General features: G+C 45.1%; 22 protein-coding genes. 13 read left to right on the top strand and 9 right to left on the bottom strand.

Going from position 1 to position 24,456, the window contains the following annotated elements; genetic code table 11:
- Nucleotides 1-8: 8 nt before the first annotated feature.
- Together D0A37_RS20365 and D0A37_RS20360 are read right to left on the bottom strand one after the other, a co-directional pair.
- Complete coding sequence (locus D0A37_RS20365) at nt 9-254, bottom strand: type II toxin-antitoxin system HicB family antitoxin (RefSeq protein WP_242717048.1); 246 nt, start codon at nt 252-254, stop codon at nt 9-11.
- Nucleotides 255-335: 81 nt separating this feature from the next.
- Nucleotides 336-1,703: an NACHT domain-containing protein gene (locus D0A37_RS20360; protein WP_242717046.1), complete on the bottom strand. Its 1,368-nt coding sequence runs from the start codon at nt 1,701-1,703 to the stop codon at nt 336-338.
- A 378-nt stretch (nt 1,704-2,081) separates the two neighbouring features.
- Between D0A37_RS20360 and D0A37_RS20355 the strand changes: the two genes are divergently transcribed.
- Nucleotides 2,082-2,924: an SH3 domain-containing protein gene (locus D0A37_RS20355; protein ID WP_242717044.1), complete on the top strand. Its 843-nt coding sequence runs from the start codon at nt 2,082-2,084 to the stop codon at nt 2,922-2,924.
- Nucleotides 2,925-3,190: 266 nt separating this feature from the next.
- Complete coding sequence (locus D0A37_RS20350; protein WP_242715793.1) at nt 3,191-4,618, top strand: IS4 family transposase; 1,428 nt, start codon at nt 3,191-3,193, stop codon at nt 4,616-4,618.
- A gap of 169 nt (nt 4,619-4,787) precedes the next feature.
- Here D0A37_RS20350 and D0A37_RS20345 read toward each other — a convergent pair whose 3' ends face one another.
- Complete coding sequence (locus D0A37_RS20345; protein WP_242717042.1) at nt 4,788-5,513, bottom strand: M15 family metallopeptidase; 726 nt, start codon at nt 5,511-5,513, stop codon at nt 4,788-4,790.
- Between the two features lie 283 nt (nt 5,514-5,796).
- Here D0A37_RS20345 and D0A37_RS29135 point away from each other — a divergent pair, with 283 nt between their 5' ends.
- Nucleotides 5,797-5,931: a hypothetical protein gene (locus D0A37_RS29135; RefSeq protein WP_278187095.1), complete on the top strand. Its 135-nt coding sequence runs from the start codon at nt 5,797-5,799 to the stop codon at nt 5,929-5,931.
- 13 nt (nt 5,932-5,944) lie between these two features.
- On the opposite strand, the gene purB is transcribed toward D0A37_RS29135, so the two are convergent.
- Complete coding sequence (purB, locus tag D0A37_RS20340) at nt 5,945-7,240, bottom strand: adenylosuccinate lyase (protein ID WP_242725653.1); 1,296 nt, start codon at nt 7,238-7,240, stop codon at nt 5,945-5,947.
- A gap of 245 nt (nt 7,241-7,485) precedes the next feature.
- Between purB and D0A37_RS20335 the strand changes: the two genes are divergently transcribed.
- From D0A37_RS20335 to D0A37_RS20320, 4 genes are all read left to right on the top strand, one after another.
- Complete coding sequence (locus D0A37_RS20335) at nt 7,486-7,761, top strand: type II toxin-antitoxin system HicB family antitoxin (RefSeq protein ID WP_242725651.1); 276 nt, start codon at nt 7,486-7,488, stop codon at nt 7,759-7,761.
- Between the two features lie 48 nt (nt 7,762-7,809).
- Nucleotides 7,810-8,889: a hypothetical protein gene (locus D0A37_RS20330; RefSeq protein ID WP_242717040.1), complete on the top strand. Its 1,080-nt coding sequence runs from the start codon at nt 7,810-7,812 to the stop codon at nt 8,887-8,889.
- A 117-nt stretch (nt 8,890-9,006) separates the two neighbouring features.
- Nucleotides 9,007-9,627, top strand: a complete 621-nt coding sequence (locus tag D0A37_RS20325; RefSeq protein ID WP_242717038.1) for a helix-turn-helix domain-containing protein — start codon at nt 9,007-9,009, stop codon at nt 9,625-9,627.
- Nucleotides 9,628-9,646: 19 nt separating this feature from the next.
- On the top strand, nt 9,647-10,225 hold the full coding sequence (locus tag D0A37_RS20320; protein WP_242717036.1) for a PIN domain-containing protein: 579 nt from the start codon (nt 9,647-9,649) through the stop codon (nt 10,223-10,225).
- On the opposite strand, the gene D0A37_RS20315 is transcribed toward D0A37_RS20320, so the two are convergent.
- Nucleotides 10,193-11,416: a DNA cytosine methyltransferase gene (locus tag D0A37_RS20315; RefSeq protein ID WP_242717034.1), complete on the bottom strand. Its 1,224-nt coding sequence runs from the start codon at nt 11,414-11,416 to the stop codon at nt 10,193-10,195. The genes D0A37_RS20320 and D0A37_RS20315 overlap by 33 nt on opposite strands.
- Before the next feature lie 486 nt (nt 11,417-11,902).
- On the opposite strand from D0A37_RS20315, the gene D0A37_RS20310 reads away from it, so the two are divergent.
- The 3 genes from D0A37_RS20310 to D0A37_RS20300 all read left to right on the top strand — a co-directional run bounded on the left by D0A37_RS20310 (nt 11,903) and on the right by D0A37_RS20300 (nt 15,608).
- Nucleotides 11,903-13,504, top strand: a complete 1,602-nt coding sequence (locus D0A37_RS20310) for a metallophosphoesterase family protein (RefSeq protein ID WP_242717032.1) — start codon at nt 11,903-11,905, stop codon at nt 13,502-13,504.
- A gap of 147 nt (nt 13,505-13,651) precedes the next feature.
- Complete coding sequence (locus D0A37_RS20305; protein WP_242717030.1) at nt 13,652-14,380, top strand: DUF3891 family protein; 729 nt, start codon at nt 13,652-13,654, stop codon at nt 14,378-14,380.
- 259 nt (nt 14,381-14,639) lie between these two features.
- A complete protein-coding gene (locus D0A37_RS20300) occupies nt 14,640-15,608 on the top strand; it encodes a YegS/Rv2252/BmrU family lipid kinase (protein ID WP_242717028.1) in 969 nt (322 codons plus the stop codon).
- Nucleotides 15,609-15,660: 52 nt separating this feature from the next.
- Here D0A37_RS20300 and D0A37_RS20295 read toward each other — a convergent pair whose 3' ends face one another.
- On the bottom strand, nt 15,661-16,017 hold the full coding sequence (locus D0A37_RS20295) for a hypothetical protein (protein ID WP_242717026.1): 357 nt from the start codon (nt 16,015-16,017) through the stop codon (nt 15,661-15,663).
- Nucleotides 16,018-16,497: 480 nt separating this feature from the next.
- On the opposite strand from D0A37_RS20295, the gene D0A37_RS20290 reads away from it, so the two are divergent.
- The 3 genes from D0A37_RS20290 (at nt 16,498) to vapC (ending at nt 21,696) form a co-directional block, all read left to right on the top strand.
- Nucleotides 16,498-20,958, top strand: coding sequence for a WD40 domain-containing protein (locus D0A37_RS20290; protein ID WP_242717025.1), 4,461 nt, complete (start codon nt 16,498-16,500; stop codon nt 20,956-20,958).
- A 109-nt stretch (nt 20,959-21,067) separates the two neighbouring features.
- The gene (locus D0A37_RS20285) at nt 21,068-21,298 is read left to right on the top strand and encodes an antitoxin (protein ID WP_242717024.1); all 231 of its coding nucleotides are present in this window, start codon (nt 21,068-21,070) and stop codon (nt 21,296-21,298) included.
- Nucleotides 21,295-21,696, top strand: a complete 402-nt coding sequence (gene vapC, locus D0A37_RS20280; RefSeq protein WP_242717023.1) for a type II toxin-antitoxin system tRNA(fMet)-specific endonuclease VapC — start codon at nt 21,295-21,297, stop codon at nt 21,694-21,696. Before D0A37_RS20285 ends, vapC begins: the two co-directional genes overlap by 4 nt.
- Nucleotides 21,697-21,776: 80 nt before the next feature.
- Here vapC and D0A37_RS20275 read toward each other — a convergent pair whose 3' ends face one another.
- The 3 genes from D0A37_RS20275 to D0A37_RS20265 form a co-directional block, all read right to left on the bottom strand.
- On the bottom strand, nt 21,777-22,109 hold the full coding sequence (locus D0A37_RS20275) for a XisI protein (RefSeq protein ID WP_242717022.1): 333 nt from the start codon (nt 22,107-22,109) through the stop codon (nt 21,777-21,779).
- Complete coding sequence (locus D0A37_RS20270; protein ID WP_242717021.1) at nt 22,097-22,513, bottom strand: XisH family protein; 417 nt, start codon at nt 22,511-22,513, stop codon at nt 22,097-22,099. Before D0A37_RS20270 ends, D0A37_RS20275 begins: the two co-directional genes overlap by 13 nt.
- A gap of 170 nt (nt 22,514-22,683) precedes the next feature.
- Nucleotides 22,684-24,411, bottom strand: coding sequence for an ABC transporter ATP-binding protein (locus D0A37_RS20265; protein WP_242717019.1), 1,728 nt, complete (start codon nt 24,409-24,411; stop codon nt 22,684-22,686).
- Nucleotides 24,412-24,456 lie beyond the last annotated feature (45 nt).

Below are 24,456 nucleotides of genomic sequence, written 5' to 3'. Positions count from 1 at the left end.
TTGACAAGCTATCCCATATTTAAATCAATATTGTCAATGACGGGCATTCGATGTCGCAATTTCAACCCTAGCAAAATCCAGTCTTCCAAAGTTGAGCGCAACTCATTTTGACACTCTTTTAAAGTTGAACCAAAGGCGATGACTCCCTTGCAAACGGGAATTTTACCTACAAAGCTATGATCTTCAAGTTTGTCATACAGGGCTTCAGCCAGTGCTTGGTCAACGTATTCGCTCAGAATGAATTTTACAGTCATTGAGTTTCCTTTTGCTTCTCAAATATTGGAATCTCCTTCACAGTTACATCCATTATATTTGTTTTTGTCAAGTTCCGGCATTTAGATTTCCGAAAAATGTTTTTGCAGTAAATCGTGAATAAATCGGTAGCGCCGATCGCCCGTTTTTTGCAGCAGCAGGCGATCGGTCGCAGCATCGAGAAAACGCCTGTAATCCCAAGGAATGTAGCCGTTCGACCACAGCACGAGGCGCAATATAAAACTTTCAATCCCCGGAATTCCCGGCAACAAAGCACTAATTACCGCAGCAACAGCACCCGCAATTAATCCCCAAATTGACCCGGAGACTAGGCTGGCAATTAATCCCAAAATCACCCAAATCAGCCCGCCAAGCAGCTTAACTCCAAACTGATACTTGCGCCGTTCATCGGCTGTTTGCAGCCAGCTAGACGGTATGCGATCGAGGTAAAATTCTTGAATGCCTTGCTGTTCCATTCTTCTGGCCAACCATCCCAGCCAGTGGCGAATTTGTTCCGGCCGCAGTTCTTTACCTCTGGGATACTGCTTGACTTCCCCGGTGATTTGGTGGCGAATATAGGCAGTTAACAGATATTTGCGCTGTTCTTCGGCAGAAGTTATGCGCTTCCAAGCTTCAATTAAAATATCGTCGTAAGCCAAAGCCATCATGCTCAAAAGCAAGGGAACTTTTGCCAATTTCAACAACTCCGGCTCGTGCTCAATGCTGTACCAAAGTTCGCGGCTTCTGGCTTCTAGCAGATAATTTTGAATTTGAGTTTCTCTTAAAGGTTTCAATAAAACCGCTGCTTGCAGGCGAAATCTAGTTTCGCAGTTTTTGTAAGCTTCAAAACTGCTGCAAGCTACTAAATGTTTGGGTTTAAATTCGCTTTCCACAAACTGATTGATTGCTTGAATGCAGCTATTTTGGCGGTGGGTTTCTACTTCGTCCAAGCCGTCGAGGAGAGGCAGCAATTGTTGTTCGGCAAGCCATTTTTTGCCGACAGCCGGAGAGATGCTGTATTTGAACTGAAGTTGAGCAATTAACCAATCTGCGATCGCCCCAGATTCTGCTTTCCATGATCCGAGTTCAAAGAGCACTGGTACGGGCAAACTAGCATCTTTTTGGGCACGGGAAATTAACACCCGAGCTAATTCTAGCAGCGTCGTAGTTTTGCCTGCACCCGTCGCTCCCAAAATTACCAATTTACCGCCGGCGCGATCGAAGACTTTAGCAATGCTTGCTTTGGGAGGAAGCCGAAAACTCGGACGGTTGCCCGCTTTCACTTCCACATCCCAACAGGGGTTAACACCAAGAGGCGGCGAGTCTTGACTGAGGTTAGCCAGCACAGCGGCGTGCAAAGACTGCGATCGTCCTGCTTGGACTTCCTGCTTCACCTCCTCCAACAATCGATCGCGAGGCGGTTGTAATCTCAGAGGAATCAATTTTGACATTTTATGTACCTCGCGCTGAACGCTTACCTTCGCAAATTTGCGCGCAAATACCCCAGAGCAAGATTACCATCAGTATAGGCGTCCAGTATATATTGACTCAAATTATTGCGGCAATTATGGATCTGAAATTTTATCTAAAAATCCTGACCCTGTGGGCCGCACTAGGTATTTCGACTATAAATTAACTGGCGATCGCCCCAAGGAGCATCTCAATGAAAGCAGCCAAGCTAGAAATTGGAGTTAGGAGTCAGGAGCCAGGAGTCAGGAGGAAAGAGTCAGAAGGAAGGAGGAAGAAGAAGTGTTTTTACAAATATGAGATGCTCCCTCGCCTCAACTCCCAAACAAAAATTATTAGTATAGATACAGAGAGGGTTTTTTATGTCATTTACCAAGGGTCAAATCATCACAGTAAGCTTAGCAGGACTGGCAACAGCGGTGGGAGTGGCTGCTGCAACTATACAGTCGGGTACGATGAAACAATCCCATCCTCCCCTCACTGAATCTCCGGCATCCACCAGAAACCAGATTGCAGCGCCGACGAACAATCCCGAATCTCGGCAACCAGAACCTTTGCAAGCACAAACCCAGGCTGCAGAATCTCCGAAATCCCAACCCCAACCTGCAAAAACCCCGGCTGTTCAATCCTCGCTAGTTGCAGGAGTCTCTGGGCGAAAAGTTCGGCCAGTAGTTGTCACACCGCCAAATTCGGGTTGCAAAATCAGCCAGGCTGTAGTCAGCGATCAGAATCCACCGCTAAATGTGCGATCGATCCCCCAAGTAAGGGGCAGCAACATAGTAGGAAAACTTAAAAATAATACCTTTGTTTCAGTTGCCGAAGAACAAAACGGTTGGTTGCGAATTACCGATCCAGTTCCCGGTTGGGTTGCGAAAAGACGCACCGAAAGCAGTTGTTCTAACATCAACCAGCAGATTAATTTTCGACCGGGAGGAGATGAGGCGATCGTCAAAGGTCGAATTATCGGCGGCGGCAGCCACTCTTACCGGATTCGCGCCCGCAAAGGTCAAACAATGACTGTGAGGAATCGGCAAGAAGTTTTCCCGCAAATTATAACTCCCCGTGGCAAACTTTTAGCCGGAGATCCTTATCAGGACAATGAAACAGAGTGGACTGGAAAAATGCCAGTAACAGGCAATTACACATTACAATTACACTCAAATTTCCGGGGATACGAATACGAATTTTCGGTAAAATTGCGATAATTTTCCTGACATCTGTAGGGACAGGGCAGTACCCATTGGTGACAACTTAACATCAAACCCAATCACAGACTGCTGTTTGAGTATTAAGCTCAGATCCCCCCTAGCCCCCCTTAAGAAGCTATGCCTTACTCACATCTTTCTTAACAAAGGCGCTCCGGCTCAAGCCGGAGCGACCTCCGGGCGCTCGCTCCCTTGGAGTAGGATTGACAACCAGGAACCGAATCAAGTAAGCCTGAAATTACGGTATCAGAGGCGAGTGAGGAACTATGACGGCAGAATGGGCAGTAGCAGAACTACAATTTGCTTGTTTAGGCGATCGGCGTCGCCAGAAAAGACTGGTGCGAATTGTCTCAGACTTAGCCTCACAGCCCCATGCCACTGTGCCACAAGCATCAGGGGATTGGGCAGCCACCCAAGGGGCTTATGACTTTTGGTCATCTCCACGAGTCTCGTCAGATGCGATTCGCCAAGCCCACCAAAGAAGTACCATCGAACGAATCAAAGTACACCCAATGGTTCTGGCGATTCAGGACACCACAGAACTGAATTTCACCCACCATCCCAGCAAGAAAGGAATGGGACACTTGGATAGTGCCACCAGTCGGGGTCTGAAAGTTCACTCAGTATTTTGTAGCTCTGCCAATGGAGTACCATTAGGAGTGTTGCACCAACAAGTATGGGCGCGAGATCCTGCGACTATTGGTAAGAAGCATTCCAGAAATCAAACCGAAACCAAAGACAAAGAAAGCCAACGTTGGTTAACAGCTCTTGATGCGACCCAGAAGGTGATGCCAGAATCAATTACTGTACTAACGGTAGCCGATCGCGAAGCCGACATCTATGACTTTTTAGCGACTGAAAGACCTGAGAATTCTCAGTTGTTAATTCGCGCCTATCACAACCGTCAAGTCAAGAACTCTGATGGTACAAAAGAAGTAGAGCGACTACAAGGTGCGATCGCCAAAGTACCGATCGCCGGACAACTGGACTTGGAATTGCGAGCTAATCCGCAGCGAGAAGCTCGTAAAGCGACTCTGAACCTGCAGGCTACAACAGTCGAAATTCTACCTCCTCAAAGCCACCCTCACCACCAAAATTTACAGCCGCTGACAGTGCAAGTGATTCTGGCTAGTGAAAACAACCCACCGACCACAGAGAAGCCTGTAAGCTGGTTGTTATTGACCACCTTGCCCATTAATGGTTTCTCTGATCTTGTCCAGTGCTTACGCTGGTACAGTTACCGTTGGTTAATCGAACGCTATCATTACGTTCTTAAAAGTGGATGCGGTTTAGAACAGCTACAATTAGAAACTGCCGAGCGCATCGAACGGGCAATCTCAACCTACACAATTGTGGCATGGCGGTTATTGTGGATGATTTACGAATCTCGTCATCATCCTGAGCTGGGAGGGGACACCATTCTCGAAACCCATGAATGGCAAGCACTTTACTGCACAATTCATGGGACTCCTATCCCTAGTGAATCACCCCCAACTTTAAGTAATTGCATTCGTTGGATTGCAAAATTAGGTGGATTTTTAGGACGTTCATGTGATGGTGAACCGGGTGTCAAGACCCTGTGGCGAGGCTGGCAACGTTTGCATGACATTGCTGGTACATGGAAATTAGTTTCCACCCATTCCCCCCCGGATGTCAAGCCTGATTTTGTTAAGAAAGATGTGAGTAAGGCATAGCTTAATAAGGGGGGATAAGAGTCTTCTCAAAGTCCCCCTTCTTAAGGGGGATTTAGGGGGATCTAGACTGAGCTAATTGCGAGATTTATCAAGGGTTTCAGTCTTAAGTTGTCACGAATGAGCACTGCCGTGCCCTACCTGGATCTGCGACTATTAATAAATAGTAGAATTAAGGAATCGCCCCAAGCGATATATCAAGAATCGCAAATTTCTGCCAATCTTCCGAATCAAAGTGCCACCATTCGGTTGTGATACTCATAAATCCGTGTTTTTTCATCGCATTCTTAAGCACTTGACGATTTTTCCGAGATTCCGCGCTGCCGCCTTGATAATCTCCGTGAGCTTTTTCGGTAAAATCATCGTAAGGTGTGGGCATTTCTAATTCTTTGCCAGTGCGATCGACTAAAGTCAAATCAATAGCAGCACCGCGATTGTGTCGCGAACCCCTAGCAGGATTAGCAACATAGCGCGGATCTGGCCAAGCTTGCCACATTTGTTTAGTGACAGAGAAAGGTCTGTAGCAATCGTAAACTTTCAAACCCAATCCGATTTTTTCCAAATCTGTTTGAACTAGCCCTAACTGTTGAGCAACAGAACTTCTTAAGGCGCATTTCGATATAGGGTAAAGTTTTCGTTTCAAGAAATTGTTAGTAGTGGCGTATCGGATATCGAGCCGAATGTTGGGATTTACGGTGCGGATGTCAACCAGTCGCGCCGAACTGGGAAGTTGACTCATGAAAATACTTTCAGGTACTACTGGGTTTTGTTCTGGTTGGGTAATTTGCACTTGTGGCGGCTCCTGGGCGCGAATCGACGTTGTATAATTCAGTGTGGTTGTAGATAGTAATACGAGGATGAATACAATTAGATATTTTGTAAATCGACTAATTTTCATAACTCTGTTAATTTGAGGTTTTATATGGCTTTTCACAATTCATATTTTCGGGGATTTTCGCGTTTTTCGTCTTGTCTGCCAGTCGGCCCGACCGACAGGGGTTTCAACCCCTGTCTCATAGCTAAAGTCCTCTGAAGAGGACTGAAATATTTCTCTAAAACTTTTATTTTATGAGTCTTTCAGTCGGTTTTAACTGAGATATTGAACCAATATCAATTATTTGTTTAGGAACAGGCAAGATGCCTGTTCCACAAGAGATCAATTTTATTGTGGAACAGGCATCTTGCCTGTTAAGCGAGAATGGTGCAACATCTCAGTTTTAACCGACTTTAGCTATGAGACGGGGGTTAAAACCCCCGGCGGACTGTGGGACAAGCGCGAGAACGCTCGCTCTCTTCTCTCTCTGAGTCATTTTTAATTGTTAATTGTCCTCAAATTCCCAAGCGCTGATACACTAAATCTAAGTGCCTCAATTGATACTGCGGATCGAAACAATCATCAATTTCTTTGGTGGTCATCTTAGCTGTTACCCGATCGTCCTTAGCAATTAAATTGTAGAAATTGCCGCCCGGTTTGTTCCAAGCTTCGTGAGCACAAGATTGCACAATTTTGTATGCGTCTTCGCGACTCGTGCCTTTTTCTACTAAGGCTAACATCACCCGCTGGCTGAAGATGACTCCGCCGTAAAGGTTCATGTTTTGTTTCATGTTTTCGGGATAGACTAGCAGGTGTTTTACTAAGTCTGTCGTTTCTACTAACATGAAGTGAGTTACTGTAGAACTGTCGGGCAAAATCATCCGTTCTACGGAACTGTGAGAGATGTCTCGTTCGTGCCAAAGCGCCACATTTTCTAAGGCGGCGACGGCGTTGGCGCGGACGATTCTCGCCATTCCTGTGAGTCTTTCCGATCGAATCGGGTTGCGTTTGTGGGGCATGGCGGATGAGCCTTTTTGCCCTTTGGAAAAGAATTCTTCGACTTCGAGAACGTCGGTGCGTTGCAGGTTGCGGATTTCTACTGCAAAACGCTCGATCGATGCTGCTAACAGTGCTAAGGTTTGGACGTATTCGGCGTGTCGATCGCGCGAAATGACTTGAGTCGATGCGGTATCGGGTTCGAGTCCGAGGTTTTGACAGGCGATCGCTTCAATTCGCGGATCGATATTAGCATAGGTTCCGACTGCGCCGGAGATTTTGCCGACTGCAATGGACGATCGCAAATTCACCAATCGGGCGCGGTTGCGAAAGACTTCGGCCAGCCATCCTGCTAGTTTAAAGCCAAAGGTGATGGGTTCGGCGTGAATTCCGTGCGATCGGCCAACCATGACGGTATTGCGATGCTGTTGAGCCTGATAGCGAATAGCTTGACTCAATTCTTCGACACGTTCTAACAAGATATTGACGCTGGCGACTAATTGCAGCGCCAAAGCGGTATCGAGCACATCGGAACTGGTTAAGCCGAGGTGGATGTAGCGTCCGGCATCGCCTACATATTCGTTGACATTTGTCAAGAAAGCGATCATGTCGTGGCGGACTTCGGCTTCAATTTCGAGGACTCGTTTGGGGTCAAAATTAGCCTTAGCTTTGATTTCTTCGACTGCGGCGGCGGGGATGTAGCCGAGTTCGGCTTGAGCTTCGCAGACAGCGATTTCTACTTGCAGCCAGGTTTTAAGCTTGGCGGTTTCAGTCCAGATGTTGCCCATTTCGGGCAAAGTGTAGCGCTCTATCACGGTGGGAGTTGGGGAATGCGATCGTCTTATTGTACATCTGCGAAGCATCCGTCTTCAGTCGGGAGGGGGAATTTCGGGCGATCGGGCGATCGAGTATAATAATTCAGGACGATCGCACGGGTAGCCAGAAACCGGGTTTTTTCACCACAATACTTGCTTAAAACCCTCAATAAGAGTTAAAAAACCCGGTTTCTTTGTGGGCTAGGGTGTCCAGGACTATAATTTCAACCCGAAACTTCAGAACCATGAAATATACAATTGTTATCCAATGGTCAGAAGAAGATCGATGCTTTGTCGTGTTTTTGCCGGAATTTGAGGATGTAATGCAGCCGGTAACTCACGGAGATTCTTATGAAGAAGCTATCTACAATGTACGAGAGGTAATAGAGTTACTAATCGAGAGTCGTCAAGCTGAAGGTAAACCATTGCCAGCAACTAAGAATCTAGAACGATTATTTCAGATTCCTTCGCACGACGTGGGCATATTTGTAGAAAGCAAGCAGTATATAATATACTGTTGAGAGATACTGAATGTAAACGCTAGTACAAAGATTTTATTGAGGTTAACTATGAACGTCGATAGTCAATATTTTGAACAACTAAACAAGAAACATTTTGATTTTTTGCATTGTGTTTATAAAGCTCCTGATCTTCTAAATATATCTTCGACAAATATTTCTCTTGCTTATATTGCTAAGTCTATAAATTTACCGGAAAGTGAAATTCTCAGTATTTCCGAATACTTATCCACGCAGGATTTCATAAAAATAGATAATTCATGTCCTCTATGGAGAGATGAGATTGATTATGATGTTTCGATTACATCTAAAGGAATAGCTGAAGTAGAAAAGCAGGTCACTCAAAATCTGAGCGATAGCACTGAGCGTTTATTGAGGTCAGCTCCAAATGTCGAAAATGTCGATATCGCAGTTGAAAAACAAAAAATCAAGCGTTATCAAGTCCTATATTGTATTTATAAAGCTACCGCAGACGATCCAGATAAATATATTCGTCTTGGTTATATTACTAAGGATATAGGTTTATCTGAAAATCAAGTTATCAGTATTACAAACTACTTAATACATCAAGGTTTTCTAGGTCATAGATTTGATTTGGATTCTATTAATTATGCTGTTTGTATTACATTTGAAGGAATAGCTGAAGTGGAGAAGATCGCGAGTATAAATAAACCAAAAAATCAGGTCGATCAAGCTTTAAATGTGCCACTCAATCCCCCTTTTATTAATGAAAGCAGACTACAGGAACTTAAAGACATTTCATCAAAACCATCAAGATTTGATTTAAAAAAACTTATAAAATTATGTGAGGAACTAAATAGTAACTATTCTAAGGGAAATTATTATGCGACTGGCATGGTTACTCGTGCAATTATGGATCATGTACCTCCTATATTTAACTGTAGAAACTTTCAGGAAGTAGAAAATAATTATTCTGGCGGCACCACGTCTTTTAAAGAGGTAATGAAGGGGCAGAGACTAAAGATCCAAAAACACATAAGTCATGGTTTTCTGCATGAGCAAATTAGAGAAAGCGAATCCCTCCCGAACGCAACTCAAGTCGATTGCTCAAGTGCCATAGATAAACTGCTGGAAGAAATAGTAAGAATACTCAAAAAGTCTGAATCATAAGCCAATACAAAGCTCATTTTCCCTAACCGCAAGGATGTACACTGCGACCTTGCTTCATACAAATTTGAATATTTCGTTTGTTTCGGATATTGCGTTTATGGCGCGGAAAGTGTTATCGTGAAAACAACTGAGTATGCGCCGGAGACTTACACGCGGGTAGCCAGAAACCGGGTTTTTTCGCGAATCTGCTGGTGGCAACGAAATATTTTTGTGAAAAACCCGGTTTCTTTGCTCGAAGTGAGTCCAAAACTACATAAATCAGACAAAAACACATTAAAAGAGAGACTTGCTATGTTGAAGCAAAAAGCATCGCCAGAGTCTGTTTTACCTCCAGAAAAAGAACAAGAATCAATAGCACAATTAGCACAACTACTCAGCCGAGAATCTGCACAGCCCAAATTAGTCACAAGTAATGGAGAAGAGATTCTAATTCCAGAATCAGTCTGCAATATCCTGCGTCAAGCTGTACAAGAAATGGCATCAGATCAGGCTGCTTCGATAGTTCGTTACAATCGCGAACTGACGACGCAGCAAGCTGCTAATATTCTGAATGTATCGCGACCATTTTTAGTAAAATTACTGGAAAACGGAGAAATTCCCCATATCAAAGTTGGTTCCCATCGGCGCATACTTTTCCAAGATTTAATGATTTATAAGGAACAGCGGAAAGTCAAGCGCCGCCAACTCTTGGATGAGCTAATCGAGATGACTGAGGAAGCTGGCTTGTACGAGGAATAGGACTAATTTAACCTCTAATATGACTAAACTTAGTGTTGTACTTGATGCTTGTGTCCTGTTCCCGATGTATTTGCGCGATACTCTGCTTTCCACTGCTGATGAAGGTTTGTATTTACCATATTGGTCTCAGAAAATCCTCAATGAGGCAATAGACCACCTGATCGGTGGAGGAAAGCTTTCGCAGGAGAAAGCAAAGAATCTTGAAAATCAAATCAAATTAGCTTTTCCTGAAGCGATGGTTGAAGTGCCTGTCGGGCTAGAGGAAGCAATGACAAATGACCCTAAAGAGCGTCACGTTCTTGCCGCAGCCGTAACTGCTGGAGCTGATATCATTGTCACCAATAATCTCAAGGATTTTAGAGAAAACGATCTAGCTCCTTGGAACATTATAGCACAGTCGCCCGATGAGTTTCTGAGCGATTTATTGGACGAATACCCGGACTCAATAGTTGATTTATTACAGCAACAGTCTCAAAAGTACAAAAATCCCCCAAAGACTTTTACTGAATTAATTAATTTTTTATGTGAAAAAGCAGGTACACCAAAGTTGGCCAGTAATATATTATTAAAAGTTCAGCGTCGCGACGAAAATCAGTAATATCTTATTTGCTAATTCTATGGCTTTGCCTGGAAGAGTAACTTTACTAGGTTTGTTCAAAGCAATATCGCTCAAATATGGAATAAGTGCAAAACCGATACACTCTGCTAAACGGGGCGGCACGGCATTTCCAATTTGCCACATTGCCTTTTTCATTGAACCTTCAAAAATAAATGAATCCGGGAAACTTTGCAATCTAGCCATTTCGCGAGCGGAAATAACGCGATTGAGATAAGGATGAATATGAGTGCCACCGTGATTTTCTTTAACAGTCATGCTCGGTTTTCCCCGATACTGTCGCTTGAAAGCATCGGCGTAGCTTTCATACAAAGAACCACCAGGTGGAACTTTAGCAAGTCTTTCCATGTACTCAACAGAATGACGAGTCCATTCGTGGTTAATTTCCGGTATGGGAGTATACTCTGGTAAATCATCAATTGCTGACTCAATCGCTTTATATTGTTCGGGCAACAATTGCGGCTTCGGATAGGGATTTTGCATCCCAAATCTATTGGCAATAAAAATGGCTCGCGGGCGGATTTGCGGGACTCCATAGGCGGCTGATTCCAGAACAGCAACGGACATATGGGGATAGCCAATTTCCTCAAAAGCATCGCAAATCGCTTGCTTAACAGATCCTTTTTGTATAGTCAATATTCCGGGTACGTTTTCCATGACAACATACCAAGGACGTATTTCAGAGACAACGCGGACAAACTCTCTAAATAAGCGATTTCGAGGGTCGTTGGGGTCGCGTTTTCCTGCAACTGAGAAGCCTTGACACGGCGGCCCACCTACCACAACATGAACTTCTGGCGAACCAATTTCAGTGAGCAACTTTTGGGGATTTAAGTTTTTTATATCGTCGCACAAGTGATGGCAATCGGGAAAGTTTTTTGTGTGAGTTGCCGAGGCTATGGCATTAATTTCAACACTTGCTACTGGTCGAAAACCTGCTTGCAATAAACCTTGGGTCATGCCGCCAGCACCGCAAAAAAGATCGACAAATGTATAGTCTGATTTTGGCAGTGACTGAGATTCAATATCAATGAATATCTTGTAGGGGTCGCATTCATTTGCTTCTAGTTCGCGTTGGATGCGTTCGTAACGCCCTAATTTTGCTTTCTTCTGCTTTTTGGCAGGAATTGGTTCTTCCTCTTTTGAGAATAAAGACAGTTGTATTGCTTCCATTTTATATTTTTTTACTGCGTTCTATCTGAGGTTGCCCACTTGGGGCAGGGTGTAGGGATCGATCGCGCTTGGAGTCGGGGAGTGCGATCGTCTCACATATTGCACCATTCTCGCTGAAAAGGCCCGACGACCTGTGCCACAAAGAGTGAATTTTCTTGTGGGCTCGGCCCCAGAGCCCGCCCATAAAAGGCTTATTGAGAATGCGACAAGATGTGAGTTGTAACTGAGATGTTGCACCATTCTCGCTTAACAGGCATCTTGCCTGTTCCACAAGAGATGAATTTTATTGTGGAACAGGCAAGATGCCTGTTCATAAAAAGCTTATTGAGAATGGTGCAATATGTCAGTTGTCAGGCAGGATTCTCCTAAAAACCAGGTTTCTGAGTACCCGCGCCTCGATTTTCAGCTTTTAGAGAGAGGTAAAAACTCCCCCGATCGCTGCAAAATTAATAACTAGGAACTCAGCAATTTTGGAGAAGAGGTGAATTGAAATTCGTTTCCGACCCGCAAATAACAGTCAAAATCCGCAAAATGAAAGAGCGGGTGCGGTGGCAAGAACACTCGATCGTCGATCGGGGAATCGACCAAACTCGGATGGTTTTGGAATCTCAAACCACCGACTCTCCAGAGTTTTCGTTTTTAGTCGTAGGCGACAGCGGCACGGGCAATCACCGCGGCTACAATCCCCAGCGGCAGATTGCCGAACAGATGGTCTCCGAGCGCGAAACTTGCCGTTTCGTCCTCCACACCGGCGATGTAGTTTATCTCGTAGGTTCCAGCGAATATTACTTGCAAAACTTTATTCGCCCCTACCGAGAATTTATAGTCGGTGGCGAGCATCCGTCTCGGATTGCCTACGATCGCATGGTGTTTAATTTTCCGTTTTTGCCCGTACCGGGAAACCACGACTATTACGACTTGCCGATAGTCTACGGCATTCTGTCAGCGACAGCTTTGCCGCTGCGGCGGCTGTTGGGTTCCAAGTTGGATCTCGATGTCGGCTGGCACGGTTCCGATCGCGGAAATGCCTACGCCAAAGCGTTTCTCGACTACCTGCAAGCTCACAAAATGCCGGGAGAGATCGATCGCCACCTAGACGCCCACTACACCGCCAGCACCAGCACAGGCCGCTGCATCCGCTACCAACCCGGACGCTTTACCCGCTTACCCAACCGCTACTACACCTTCCGCAGCGGCGGCATCGACTTCTTCGCCCTCGACTCCAACACCTTCAACGAACCATTACCGATCCCGAAAACCAAACAGGGCGACATTCGCCGCCAGGATTTGGAACTCGATCGTCACAAATTGGAACAAGAAAAATTGGCAATGCTCGAAATGTGCGATCGGCTCAAGCCCGAAATTCCCGAGGAAGCCGAACAGCTAGACGACTTGGGGGCCAAGTTAGAGCAAGTTGACGAAATGTTGATGGATATTGACAAACAACTGTCATCCCACAAAACAGCCGCCACGGACGTTGAACAGCTCGAATGGCTGAAAAAAAGGCTGATTAACTCTTGGCGCGATTCCGAAGTGCGGGGGCGGGTAATTTACCTGCACCATCCCCCCTACGTGACAGAGGCGACAAAGTGGAATCAAGCTCAAACTTTGGCGGTTCGGTTGCGATTGCGCGAGGTGCTTGACGGGGTGGCCGATGCAGTTGGGGATGTGGCGCGGGGGCGTCCGCTAGTAGATTTGGTGCTGACTGGCCACGCTCACTGTTTGGAATACCTGCGGACTGGGGATACTGGACACGGCGACTCTGGGATTAATTGGATTGTCTGCGGGGGAAGCGGCCACAGTCTCCGCCGCCAGCGCCCGGAAGGGCCGATGTTGCAGGAAGCATTGAGTCCTGAAGCTTATCGGTTAGCGCGGCAGTCTGGTTCCGAAACAGCCAGCCGGCGGGTAGCGGAATCTTTGCTATTTGTCGGCCGCAGCGGTCAAGGTTCCCACAAACGCCGTCCTTATTCGTGTTTGCGGATTGATGTTCTCGATGGGTGTCCCCCGAAGTTCCGCATCCGACCTTTGGTTGTCGAACGATTTGAGGGCAAATGGCAGGATATCCCGATCGAACCTTTTGTGATTTAACTTTCGTTTTTCTGCAAGTCTCGATCGCCCTTAAAAAGGTGGACTTTGACCGATTCCGGTTCCCCCCTTTTTAAGGCGCCGGGGGCGATCGAGAGCCGAATGCTCGCACAAAATACTTGTATCAACTTAATTGAGGAGAAAAATTCAATGATTGCTAACTTAACCGCCACCGGCTGGGAAATTATTTACCACCGCGCCCACGCTTTACTCGCGGCGCAACTTGGCGGACAGTGGAAGCGCTCGAAATCTCCGCTTCGCCTCTACGAAACCATAGCGGCTATTTCCCATCACGATGATTTGGAGAAAGAATGGGAAGAAAATATTTTGACTGAAGCGGGCGCGCCCTTTGATTTTACCTTGCAGACGGAAACTTCTCTGCCGAAAATTAAAGCCATGGCGCAGAATTCCCTATATCGCGGTAGGTGGGTAGCAATGCTGATTTCTATGCACATGAGCTATCTCAATGAAGGAAAGCGGGGAGAGTCCAAGGAACTCGACGAGTTTTTGGACGAACAACTAGAAAATCAAAAAAAATGGCAAAAAGAGTTGAATATTTCTGAGGAAGATGCTAAGGCAGCTTATGCTTTTTTCCAGTGGTGCGATCGGCTATCATTAATTCTTTGCAGCCGCGAGTTACCCGCCGGAGAACGAGCTTTAGAAATTAGTGTCGGCCCGGACGGCAAGCGCTACGATATTTTACAGCACAGCAACGAACTCGTGACTGTAACTCCTTGGCCTTTTGAAGAAGATAAGTTTACGGTGAACGTCGAAGCGTGCCTTTTGGATAAAGTCAAGTTCGACAGCAACAAGGAAATCAAGGAAGCGTTGCACAAAGCTCCCCGCGAAGTCTTAGAGTGGACTTTTGTCAAGTCTTAATTAAACCTTTGAAAAATAGGTGAGGGTTGTTGTCCAAGTTTAGCGGGCATGGCCTTTGTGTTAACTTAATGTTAAAACCATGGCTAAATCAGGGTTATAGTTGAGTCTTGCTCCCCCTTAACTCCCCTTAATAAGGGGGCGATAAGAACAGTCAAAATGAATCTTATTAAGGGGGATGCGATGGCGCTCGAAACTGGGATACAAACGACAAAAAACCCTGGATTTCAGGTTCGCCATTACCCATTACCTATTACCAAATATGGAACGTTCAGCTTGCCTAATTTTCAATCCCGTCGCCGGTCACAGCGACCCCGACCAAGACTTAGCTAAAATTCAAGAACTTTTAGAGCCTTTTATTGACTTAGACATTCGGCTGACAACCCCAGAATTAGGCGCAGATCAAATCGCCCGCGAAGCAGTTGCTAGAGGAGTTGAGGCAATTATTGCTTGCGGGGGGGACGGCACATTATCCGCAGTCGCTGGGGCGATTGTGGGCACAAATATTCCTTTAGGAATTATTTCGCGGGGAACGGCTAATGCTTTTGCTAATGCTTTAGACATTCCGAATACAATTGAAACCGCCTGCGCCACTATTTTTGGAGGGTTGACGCGGGTGGTGGATGCGGCGATTTGCAACGGTGAAATGCCGATGGTTTTGTTAGCTGGAGTGGGTTTTGAGGCGGAAACCGTCGAACTTGCCGATCGCGAAATGAAGAATCGCTGGGGAATGCTGGCTTACATTCTTTCAGGAATTAAACAGTTAAACAATTTAGAAAGATTTGAAGCGGAAATCGAAACCGACGATAGAATTATCAGCCTTACTGCTGTGGCCGTCACCGTGGCGAATGCAGCGCCGCCTACTTCCATTTTAGCTCAAGGCCCGGCGGGGATTATTTTTGATGACGGCTTGCTGGACGTGACGCTGGTGGCGCCTCAGAATAAAGCTGGGGCGATCGCAGCTTCTTATCACCTATTGCAAACAGCTTTGAGCGGAAATCCTACTGATCGCGACGACATCGGTTATTTGCGGGCAAAAAAAGTAAAAATTAGTGCCGATCCGCCTCAAAAAGTGGTTGTAGATGGCGAAATCATGGGCATGACTCCGGTTTCTATTGAGTGCGTTCCGGGAGGTTTAATTATTTTTGTACCGCAAGTTGAAGAAGAGCAAGTGGCGGAAAAACTCACCGGTTTAGCGGACATCGAAATTACATTGAAACCCGAAACTTAAAATTTTTAGCGACACCAACAATATGAAAGACCGCCCGGGCGGTCTTTAATTTTTAGGCTTCTAAAATTTGGCGAATCCGACGCTCTAAAAGTTCTAGATCGAGTCCGCCTTCATCGCGGCTAATCCGGCGCACGGTGACGTTAACATTGCTCAAATCTGCCAGCAAATCTTGCAGGATTTCTTGTTGCTGCCGAGCTTGAGTTATTTCGCGGGGTTCCTGCACCAAATCGCGAACAATTGTATCTTCTGCGCGCGAAGCAACGATCGGGTCTGCTTCGCCGTCTACGTGCACAAAAGTGCGCCGACCAGGCCCGCGTTCTTCTTCAATTGGTATTACTGCTGTTACTCGATCCGAGCGTACATATTTGCCAAATCCCAGGTGGACTAAGACAGAAGATTGTATTTTCATAGATAGCAAGTTTTATTTGTTAGTTATCTATATTTTAACTTTTATAACTATGATATGACCACTAATATGAGAGCTATTATTACTACAATATGTATCGGTTTTTTCGCGGTATTATAGTAGTCATATTTAGTAAAAAATGCTAATATCTGTTGTAATAGCATGATGGCTCAGAAACCGGGTTTCGACTTCGCTCAACCAGCAGTTTTTTTAGCGAATCGGCAGGCTGCAACCTGTCTTTTGGTAGCAACCCGGTTTCGAGGAGTCGGAGCGCATGGGAACCCAAAAACCGGGTTGTTACGGGCTGTTCGGGCTACAACGCGTCTTTTGGTAACAACCCGGTTTTTGTGGTCGGAGTGTCTAAGTGATGGGTTAACATAAAAATAGAGCAATTTGCGATCGCCCGCAACACATTTCAGGGACACAGCCTACCGATTCTAGATTTGAGCATTACTTCAACGGAAAAACAGGAAAGCCTAAATCATGCTAATTAGTCTCGACTTAGTTATCAGCCTCCTGACGGCAATTCCCTTCGGCACCGTCAAAGACAAGTTTCAGCGCAACGAAACAGTCATCAAATTATTAAAAAGATTTAACCTCGACCCCGATGCTCCGCCAGCCGATTTCGCGGGAGTCTATGTTTATACTTTAGTAGAATACGGCGCTGGCAAACCCAAGCAGATTTTAGAACTGTTTCGCCAAAAAGAGATTGAATCAGCATTTCGCAAAGCTTTCGAGTCCGATAGCCCAGCCATTTTAATTCAAGCAGGCGATGAATATCTGAAGGAGAGTGCTTTAGGCAAAGAAATTAGAGATTTAGGCATTGACCCCCGACGGGAATTCATGGCATTTGCCGCCGTGTTTATGGAAGTAGCAAAGCGGACGCGGACGCTGGGAGATGTGATGATGGGAAATTCGATCGCCTCTTTGCAAAAACGTTTATCTATGGTAATGGATCGCATCGAACGCCTCCCCACTATTGAAGGAATTCGCACCGAATTTGCGCGGTTGGAAGCTGAAGATTATCCCGCACTTCCAGCAGCCGAATCAAGCAATATTCAAAAGTCTAAAGTTTTTATTTTATCGCAACAAGTTCGAGGTTGGTTTGAAACATTAAATTATCAGTTTGAGAAATATGAAATTTGGGAAGACAACTATTTTGAATTGATTATCAATGTTCCCGTCAGACGCAAAAAGTACGATCGCATTTTAGTGCGCGGAATTGCCGGAGAAGCAGGAATCAGGGATATCTCAGCCCTGCGCGAGTCGGTGGAAAAACAGCGCACCGATGAAGGCTGGTTAGTCACCGCCCGCCGCATCAGTCGCGCAGCGCGGGATGAAGTAAAGAAAGCCGAAAATCGCGATTTAGCTTGTTATACCTTCGATGAATTACTCGACCAAGATGCCGATTTTACTGCTTATCTGGATTGGCTAGAAACAGAAATTACCAGCCGAGGAATTGATACTAAATATGTGCCGTTAGCCTGTACAAAAGAAGAAATTGACCCCGATACTCACCGCAAGATAGGCGTGAGTCATTATGACGGGCGAGATGGCTGGATTGAAGGTTATATTGACCTGTGGTTGAATGATCCAGTAAAAGAACATATTTCAGTTTTAGGAGAATTTGGGACGGGGAAAACTTGGTTTGCGATGCACTATGCTTGGATGGCACTGCAACGCTACCGAGATGCTCAAAAGCGCGGCTTAGAACGTCCGCGTTTACCGTTAGTAATTCCTTTGCGAGATTACGCCAAAGCAGTTAGCGTTGAGTCGCTATTTTCCGAGTTTTTCTTTCGGAAGCACGAGATACCTTTGGCGGGTTATTCGGCCTTTGAACAACTGAATCGCATGGGCAAATTTCTGTTGATTTTCGATGGTTTTGATGAAATGGCCGCTAAGTGCGATCGGCAAGAAACCATCAACAACTTCTGGGAATTAGCAAAAGCCGTCGTTCCTGGCGCAAAAGTCATCCTCACTTGCCGTACCGAACACTTTCCTGAAGGCAAGGAAGGACGGGCATTGTTCAATGCAGAACTGCAAGCATCAACAACCATTTTAACAGGCGAAACTCCCCAATTTGAAGTCTTAGAATTAGAGAAATTTAACGACGACCAAATTCGGCTAGCGCTGTCATTTCAAACAGAAGCAGCGACTGTGGAAAAAGTGATGGGAAACTCGCAACTATTGGATTTAGCCCGTCGCCCGGTGATGACCGAGTTAATTTTGGAAGCATTGCCGGATATTGAAGCTGGAAAACCAGTCGATATGTCGCGGATCTATCTGTATGCGGTGCGGCGGAAGATAGAGAGAGATATCAAAGCAGAACGCACTTTTACTTCTTTAGCAGATAAGCTTTACTTTTTGTGCGAATTGTCTTGGGAAATGCTGTCTACTGACCAAATGAGCCTGAATTATCGCGGTTTTCCCGATCGCATTCGCAGCCTGTTTGGTTCCCTCGTGCAAGAGGAAAAAGACTTAGACCACTGGCACTATGACATGATGGGTCAAACGATGCTGATCCGCAATGCAGATGGGGATTATACCCCGGCGCATCGTTCGTTGTTAGAGTTTTTTGTCGCTTATAAATTTGCAGCCGAATTGGGAGTTTTGGCCGCAGATTTTACTGAATTAGTTAAGCCGGAACAGTCTTGTGTAAATCCTGATGCAGAACCTGGATCGTACACTTGGTCTAATTATTGTCAGCTTCAGGCCCAGAAGAGAAATAACAACCAACTTATCGCCCCCTTGCAGGGATTTGTTGCTGAAAATTTAAGTAAACTTCGTCAGAGTTTCGGACAAGCGCCACTGACGAAAGCAGTCATGGATTTGTTGTTGCCGATGGTTTCAGAAACCGGGGTCTTGCCACTTCTGGAAATTCTGGAAGCAACGCGGGGCCAAACTGAAAGTGAAGTAGGTTATGTGGGAGGGAATGCGGCGACGCTGTTGTTAAAAAAGGACAAGACTGCTTTAGAAGGTAAAGACCTCTCTAGTGCCGTTATTTTAGGTGCAGATTTTACAAATGCGACGCTGCGCCACGTCAATTTTGCTGAAGCGAATTTGGCTAATTCTGCTTTTACTAAAATCTTCGGCAGCGTTCGGTCAGTAATATTTAGTCCTGATGGCAAACTGTTAGCTACAGGTGATAGTGATGGCGTAGTTCGCTTGTGGGAAGCTAGCACTGGCAGAGAAATATTGACTTGTAAAGGACATACCAACGTGGTGGAGTCAGTGGCCTTCAGTCCTGACGGTGAGATACTGGCTAGCGCGAGTTATGACAAAATAATCAAGTTATGGGATGTCCAGACTGGTGAATGTTTAAAAGTTTTGCAGGGACATACCGAATCAGTAATGTCTGTCACCTTCAATCCTGATGGAAATATACTTGCTAGTGGGAGTTTCGATCGCACGATAAGGTTATGGGATATTCACACGGGTGAATGTTGCAAAATTTTGCAAGGCCATACTAAAGTTGTATTTGCCGTGGCTTTCCATCCTGCGGGTGAGATGCTTGCCAGTGGAAGCGGCGATGAAACATTAAGGCTGTGGAATGTCGATACTGGTGAATGTCTCAAAACTTTGCAAGGTCATACTAAAAACGTTTTTTCAGTTGCTTTCGATTCTGCTGGGGAAATACTTGCTAGTGGAAGCGCCGACAAAACAGTGAGGCTGTGGAATATCGGTAGCGGTGAATGTCTCAAAACTTTGGAGGGACATTTCGATCAAGTACGGTCTATCGCCTTGAGTCCTTCGGGCGAAATACTCGCAAGTGGAAGTTTCGATCAAACAGCAAAACTGTGGGATATCCGCACTGGTGAATGCTTGAATACTTTGCAAGGGCATTGTAATCAAGTAGGGTCAGTGGCTTTCCATCCTGCTGGTGAAATACTTGTTAGCGGTAGTTATGACCAAACGCTGAGGCTGTGGGCTATTAACAGCGGTGAATGCTTGAATACGCTGCAAGGGCATAGCACTCAAGTAAGGTCAGTAGCCTTCAGTCCAAACGGTGAAATTCTTGCCAGCGGCGATGACGAACAAACAATCAGGCTGTGGGATGTCAACACTGGTGAGTGCCTCCAAATCTTGCAGGGTCATCTTGATCGGGTACATTTAGTTGCGTTCCATCCAAACGGTGAAATACTTGCGAGCGGAAGTTATGACCAAACGCTGAGGCTGTGGGATATCCGCAGTGGTGAATGCCTAAATATTTTGCTAGAGAGTGGACAAGAAGTACGATCGATCGCCTTTAGTCCTTCGGGTGAAATAATTGCCAGTGGTAGTTATGACCAAACGGTGAGGCTGTGGGATATCCGCACTGGTGAATGCCTCAAAACCTGTCAAGGGCATAACAGTTCATTATACTCGGTTGCCTTCAGTCCTTTGGGCGAAATATTTGCCAGTACAGGTTATGACGGAACGGTGAGGCTGTGGGATATCCATACTGGTGAATGCCTCCAAATCTTGCAGGGGCATACCGGTTGGGCACGCGCGATCGCCTTTAGCCAAAACGGTGAAATACTTGCCAGTGGAAGTATCGATCAAACAGTAAGACTATGGGATATCAACACCGGTGAAGGCCTCAATATTTTTCACGGGCATACTGATTGGATACGTTCAGTTGCCTTTAGTTATTCGGGTGAGTTAGTTGCGAGTGGAAGTGTCGATCGAACGGTAAGATTATGGAATATTCGTACAGGTGAATGTCTAAAAGTTTTGCAATATCATACCAGTACAATCAACTCATTGACCTTCAATTATGATGGTAAATTGATTGCTACTGGCAGTCGCGATGGCACAATTATGATTTGGGATATTGAGACTGGTGAGTGCCTCAAAATACTCAAAAGTGACAGACCTTATGAAAACATGAATATTGCAGGAGTTACGGGTTTAACGGAAGTTGAAAAAGCCACGCTCAAAGCTTTAGGGGCTGTTGAAAATTAATCATCGCAGAGAGTGGGACAACTAAACCTACCATCCTCTGCTACAATTTAATTGGAGCAAGCGGACAGTCAATTTAAACTCTAACTTAAATCACTTTGGAGGAAAAACAATGAATACTGCTAAATTATCGATCGCTGATGACTACCAGACAGTCATATTACCCAAAGAATTCCATTTCGCAGGAAATGAAGTGTACGTCAAAAAAATAGGAGAAGCTCTTGTCCTGATCTCCAAAGAAAATCCTTGGACAACTTTTTTTAATAGTTTAAATATGTTCTCCGACGACTTTATGCTAGTCAGGGAGCAGCTTCCTTTGGAGACGAGAGAGGCTTTAGAATGAGATTTTTACTCGATACTAACATCTGTATCTACATCATCAAGCAAAAACCACAAAAAGTTTTCGATAAATTCCAAACACTTGAAATTTTTGATATCGGTATTTCCTCTATTACTATTGCCGAACTTGAGTATGGCGTTTACAAAAGTCAGCGTCAAGAGCAAAATCGGGCTGCACTCATTCAGTTTTTAATAACCTTACCAGTAGTTCCTTTTGATGAAAGAAACACGCAAACTTATGGACAAATTAGAGCAGGATTAGAACGTCAAGGTATTGTCGTGGGTGCAATGGATTTGCTGATAGCTTCCCAAGCAATCAGTTTGGGGCTGACACTGGTGACGAATAATGTTAGAGAATTGTCCCGTATCCCAGGATTAACCTTAGAAAATTGGGTTGATTAGCGATCGCCTTTTGTGTTGGGCGCAAACCCCCGTAGGGACCAAGCATTGTGGCGACAATCACATAGAAAAAACCCGAAAGTTTATCCGATCGCAAATTCACTCAATTTTCGCAGAATAGGCGGGTCAAACCCAAGTACAATATCTTCTTTGGGAACTCCCAGTTCTACGAGTTCGTTAGCAATACCCACCTCGGTTCCATCTTGCTGAATCCAGATTTTATTGTCCATAATATCCAGGTGCAAAACCGGGCCATAAATTCGCCGCTGATTGCGCCAGCCTACATATACTAATTGATAATGATCGCGCTCGACATCAAAGATAGTTTGAGCCTGAATGCGCTCATCCCAAACAAGACTAGCGTGTTGGGAGAGCAGATTTTGGATGTGCTGCCTATAAAGGTCTACATTTGCCATTGTGCGATCGCCTCTTGCTCTATATCGTAAATCATCAAATGAATTTGATTTTGTTGAACTAAAGACTGAATAAACCCCATTGTGAAAAAACTATCGTAGACATTACTGGGTACTGCCAGGTATAAAATGCGGTCAGTTTCTTGTTGTTGTAAAGCTGCTCGATAACTAATGAATTGTCCTAAAGCTGTGTAAAATTGGGATATTTTGGATGGGCCAATAAAGCTTTTGATTTCAACGGCGATTTTCTGTCCGTCTTTTTCTGCCGCAACCACCTTTTCGGCACCCAAGTCGATGTAAAGTTCGAGAGTTCCTGCCTGTAAAGTGTATGGATCGTGAGTAATCTGCCATCCATCTTTCTGGAGAGCGATTTTAACGACTTCGTGAAAGGCATCTTTAGCAGGCATGGTTGTACTGACTCGTTGTGTTTAATATCTTGAGTAGTTGTTGTATTTTAAGTATATGCGCTATTCATCTAGAACATCACTGACCCAGGGGTGGTCAGAAACCGGGTTTTTTTCGAGAATACTTTGTTGAGGCCAGCAGAAATGGCCAAAAACCCGGTTTCTAACGTAGCCTACTGACTAAACTGTTGAGCGTAGTAGCCTGCGTAGCGCTCGCCCTTTTCCAGCAACTCCTCGTGCGTCCCAGATTCGACAATTCTGCCTTTTTCCAAAACTAAAATGCGATCGGCTCTCCGCACAGTAGCCAAGCGGTGCGCGATAATAAACACCGTGCGATCGCGCATCAATCTTTCCAGCGCTTCCTGCACTAAACCTTCGGATTCCGAATCCAGCGCCGATGTCGCTTCATCCAAAATCAATATTCTGGGATCGAGCAAAACTGCACGGGCGATCGCAATTCTTTGTTTTTGTCCCCCAGATAAATTTACGCCCCTTTCTCCTACCCAAGTTTGATAGCCGTCGGGAAACTGACTAATGAATTGATGAGCGTTAGCAATCTCCGCAGCTTTTTGAACATCTTTCAGTTCATAATAAGATTGACCGAAAGCGATATTTTGAGCAATCGTACCCGAAAATAAAATCGTTTCCTGCGGTACAATTCCGATTTGCCTGCGCAGAGTATTTAAGGTGACATCTTGAATATCAATACCGTCAATTAAAATCTGTCCCGCTTGCGGATCGTAGAATCTCGGTAACAAGTTTACTAAAGTAGTTTTACCCGCACCGGATGCACCAACAAGGGCAATCATTTCTCCGGGAAGCACCAACAAACTCATATTTTGCAGAATGGGTGTCTCTGAGTTATAGGCAAAATTAATGTTGCGATATTCGACTTTGCCTGTAACATGGGGAAGTTCGATCGCGCCCTGTTTTTCGACTACTGTTGGTTCAATTGCTAATAATTCAAAAATGCGATCGCTAGAAGCTTCTCCCTGCTTAAAATCCCCGTAATTAGCAGTTGTGATAGCGATGGGGTCAATTAAAAGTGCCACCCCTGCGATATAACTGATAAATTGAGTACCTGTAAGATTTCCTTGAGAAATTTGCCAACCTCCCAGGAAAAAAAGCAAAATCACGCTCATCGCTTCCAAAAAGCCAACTACAACGAACTGAAGTGCTTTTATTCGTTCTGACAAATACTTAGCGCGGCGGTTTTGTTCTGCTTCTTCTGCAAAGCGGGCAATTTCGTAGTCTTCAGCCACAAATGCTTTGATTAAGCGAATGCCGCTGAATACTTCGGTCAGCAGCGCGGATAAATCAGAGATGCGATTTTGACTTTGGCGCGAGTAACTTAGCAGTTTCTCGCCAAACCAACCAATTAAAATAGCCATCAGCGGTGCAATAATTAATGCACCTAAAGTTAATTGCCAGTTGAGATAAATCATATATCCCAGGACGGCAATTAGCTGCAAAACACAAGGGATAAACTGATGAAAAAATTTATTTACGACTTCGCCAATGCGATCAATATCTTCGGTGAGGCGGTAGGACAAGTCTCCAGTTTTGGCAGTTTCAAAGTAGCCGAGATTGAGTTTTTGCAGGTGGGAGTAGACTTTTTTGCGGATTTCTAAAGCAATAGTCAAAGCAGCTTTTGCCATCAGCGTATCTTGACCGTACTGGGCTGTACCGCGAATTAGAAATATAATGGCGCTGAGTGCAGCAATTTGAGCGAACCCTTGTAAATCTCCTTTACCTATAAATTTTGCTGTTTCGCCAACTAGCCACGCTATAATCGGCCAAAATATGGTAAATACTACGGTACAAGCTAATGCTTTACCGATGGTTTGTTTTTGGGGACGGAGGTAGGGTAAGATTTGCCAGTATGTCGATCGAGTTTTCAAGATATTTTGCCCTCGCAAATTCTGTTTTTGGGGATCTCTGCAAGA

The organism is Microcoleus vaginatus HSN003 (genome assembly GCF_022701255.1).
GTDB classification, from domain to species: domain Bacteria; phylum Cyanobacteriota; class Cyanobacteriia; order Cyanobacteriales; family Microcoleaceae; genus Microcoleus; species Microcoleus vaginatus_B.
Note: the sequence above shows the minus strand (reverse complement) of the source record. Positions and strands in the feature narration are given on the sequence as shown.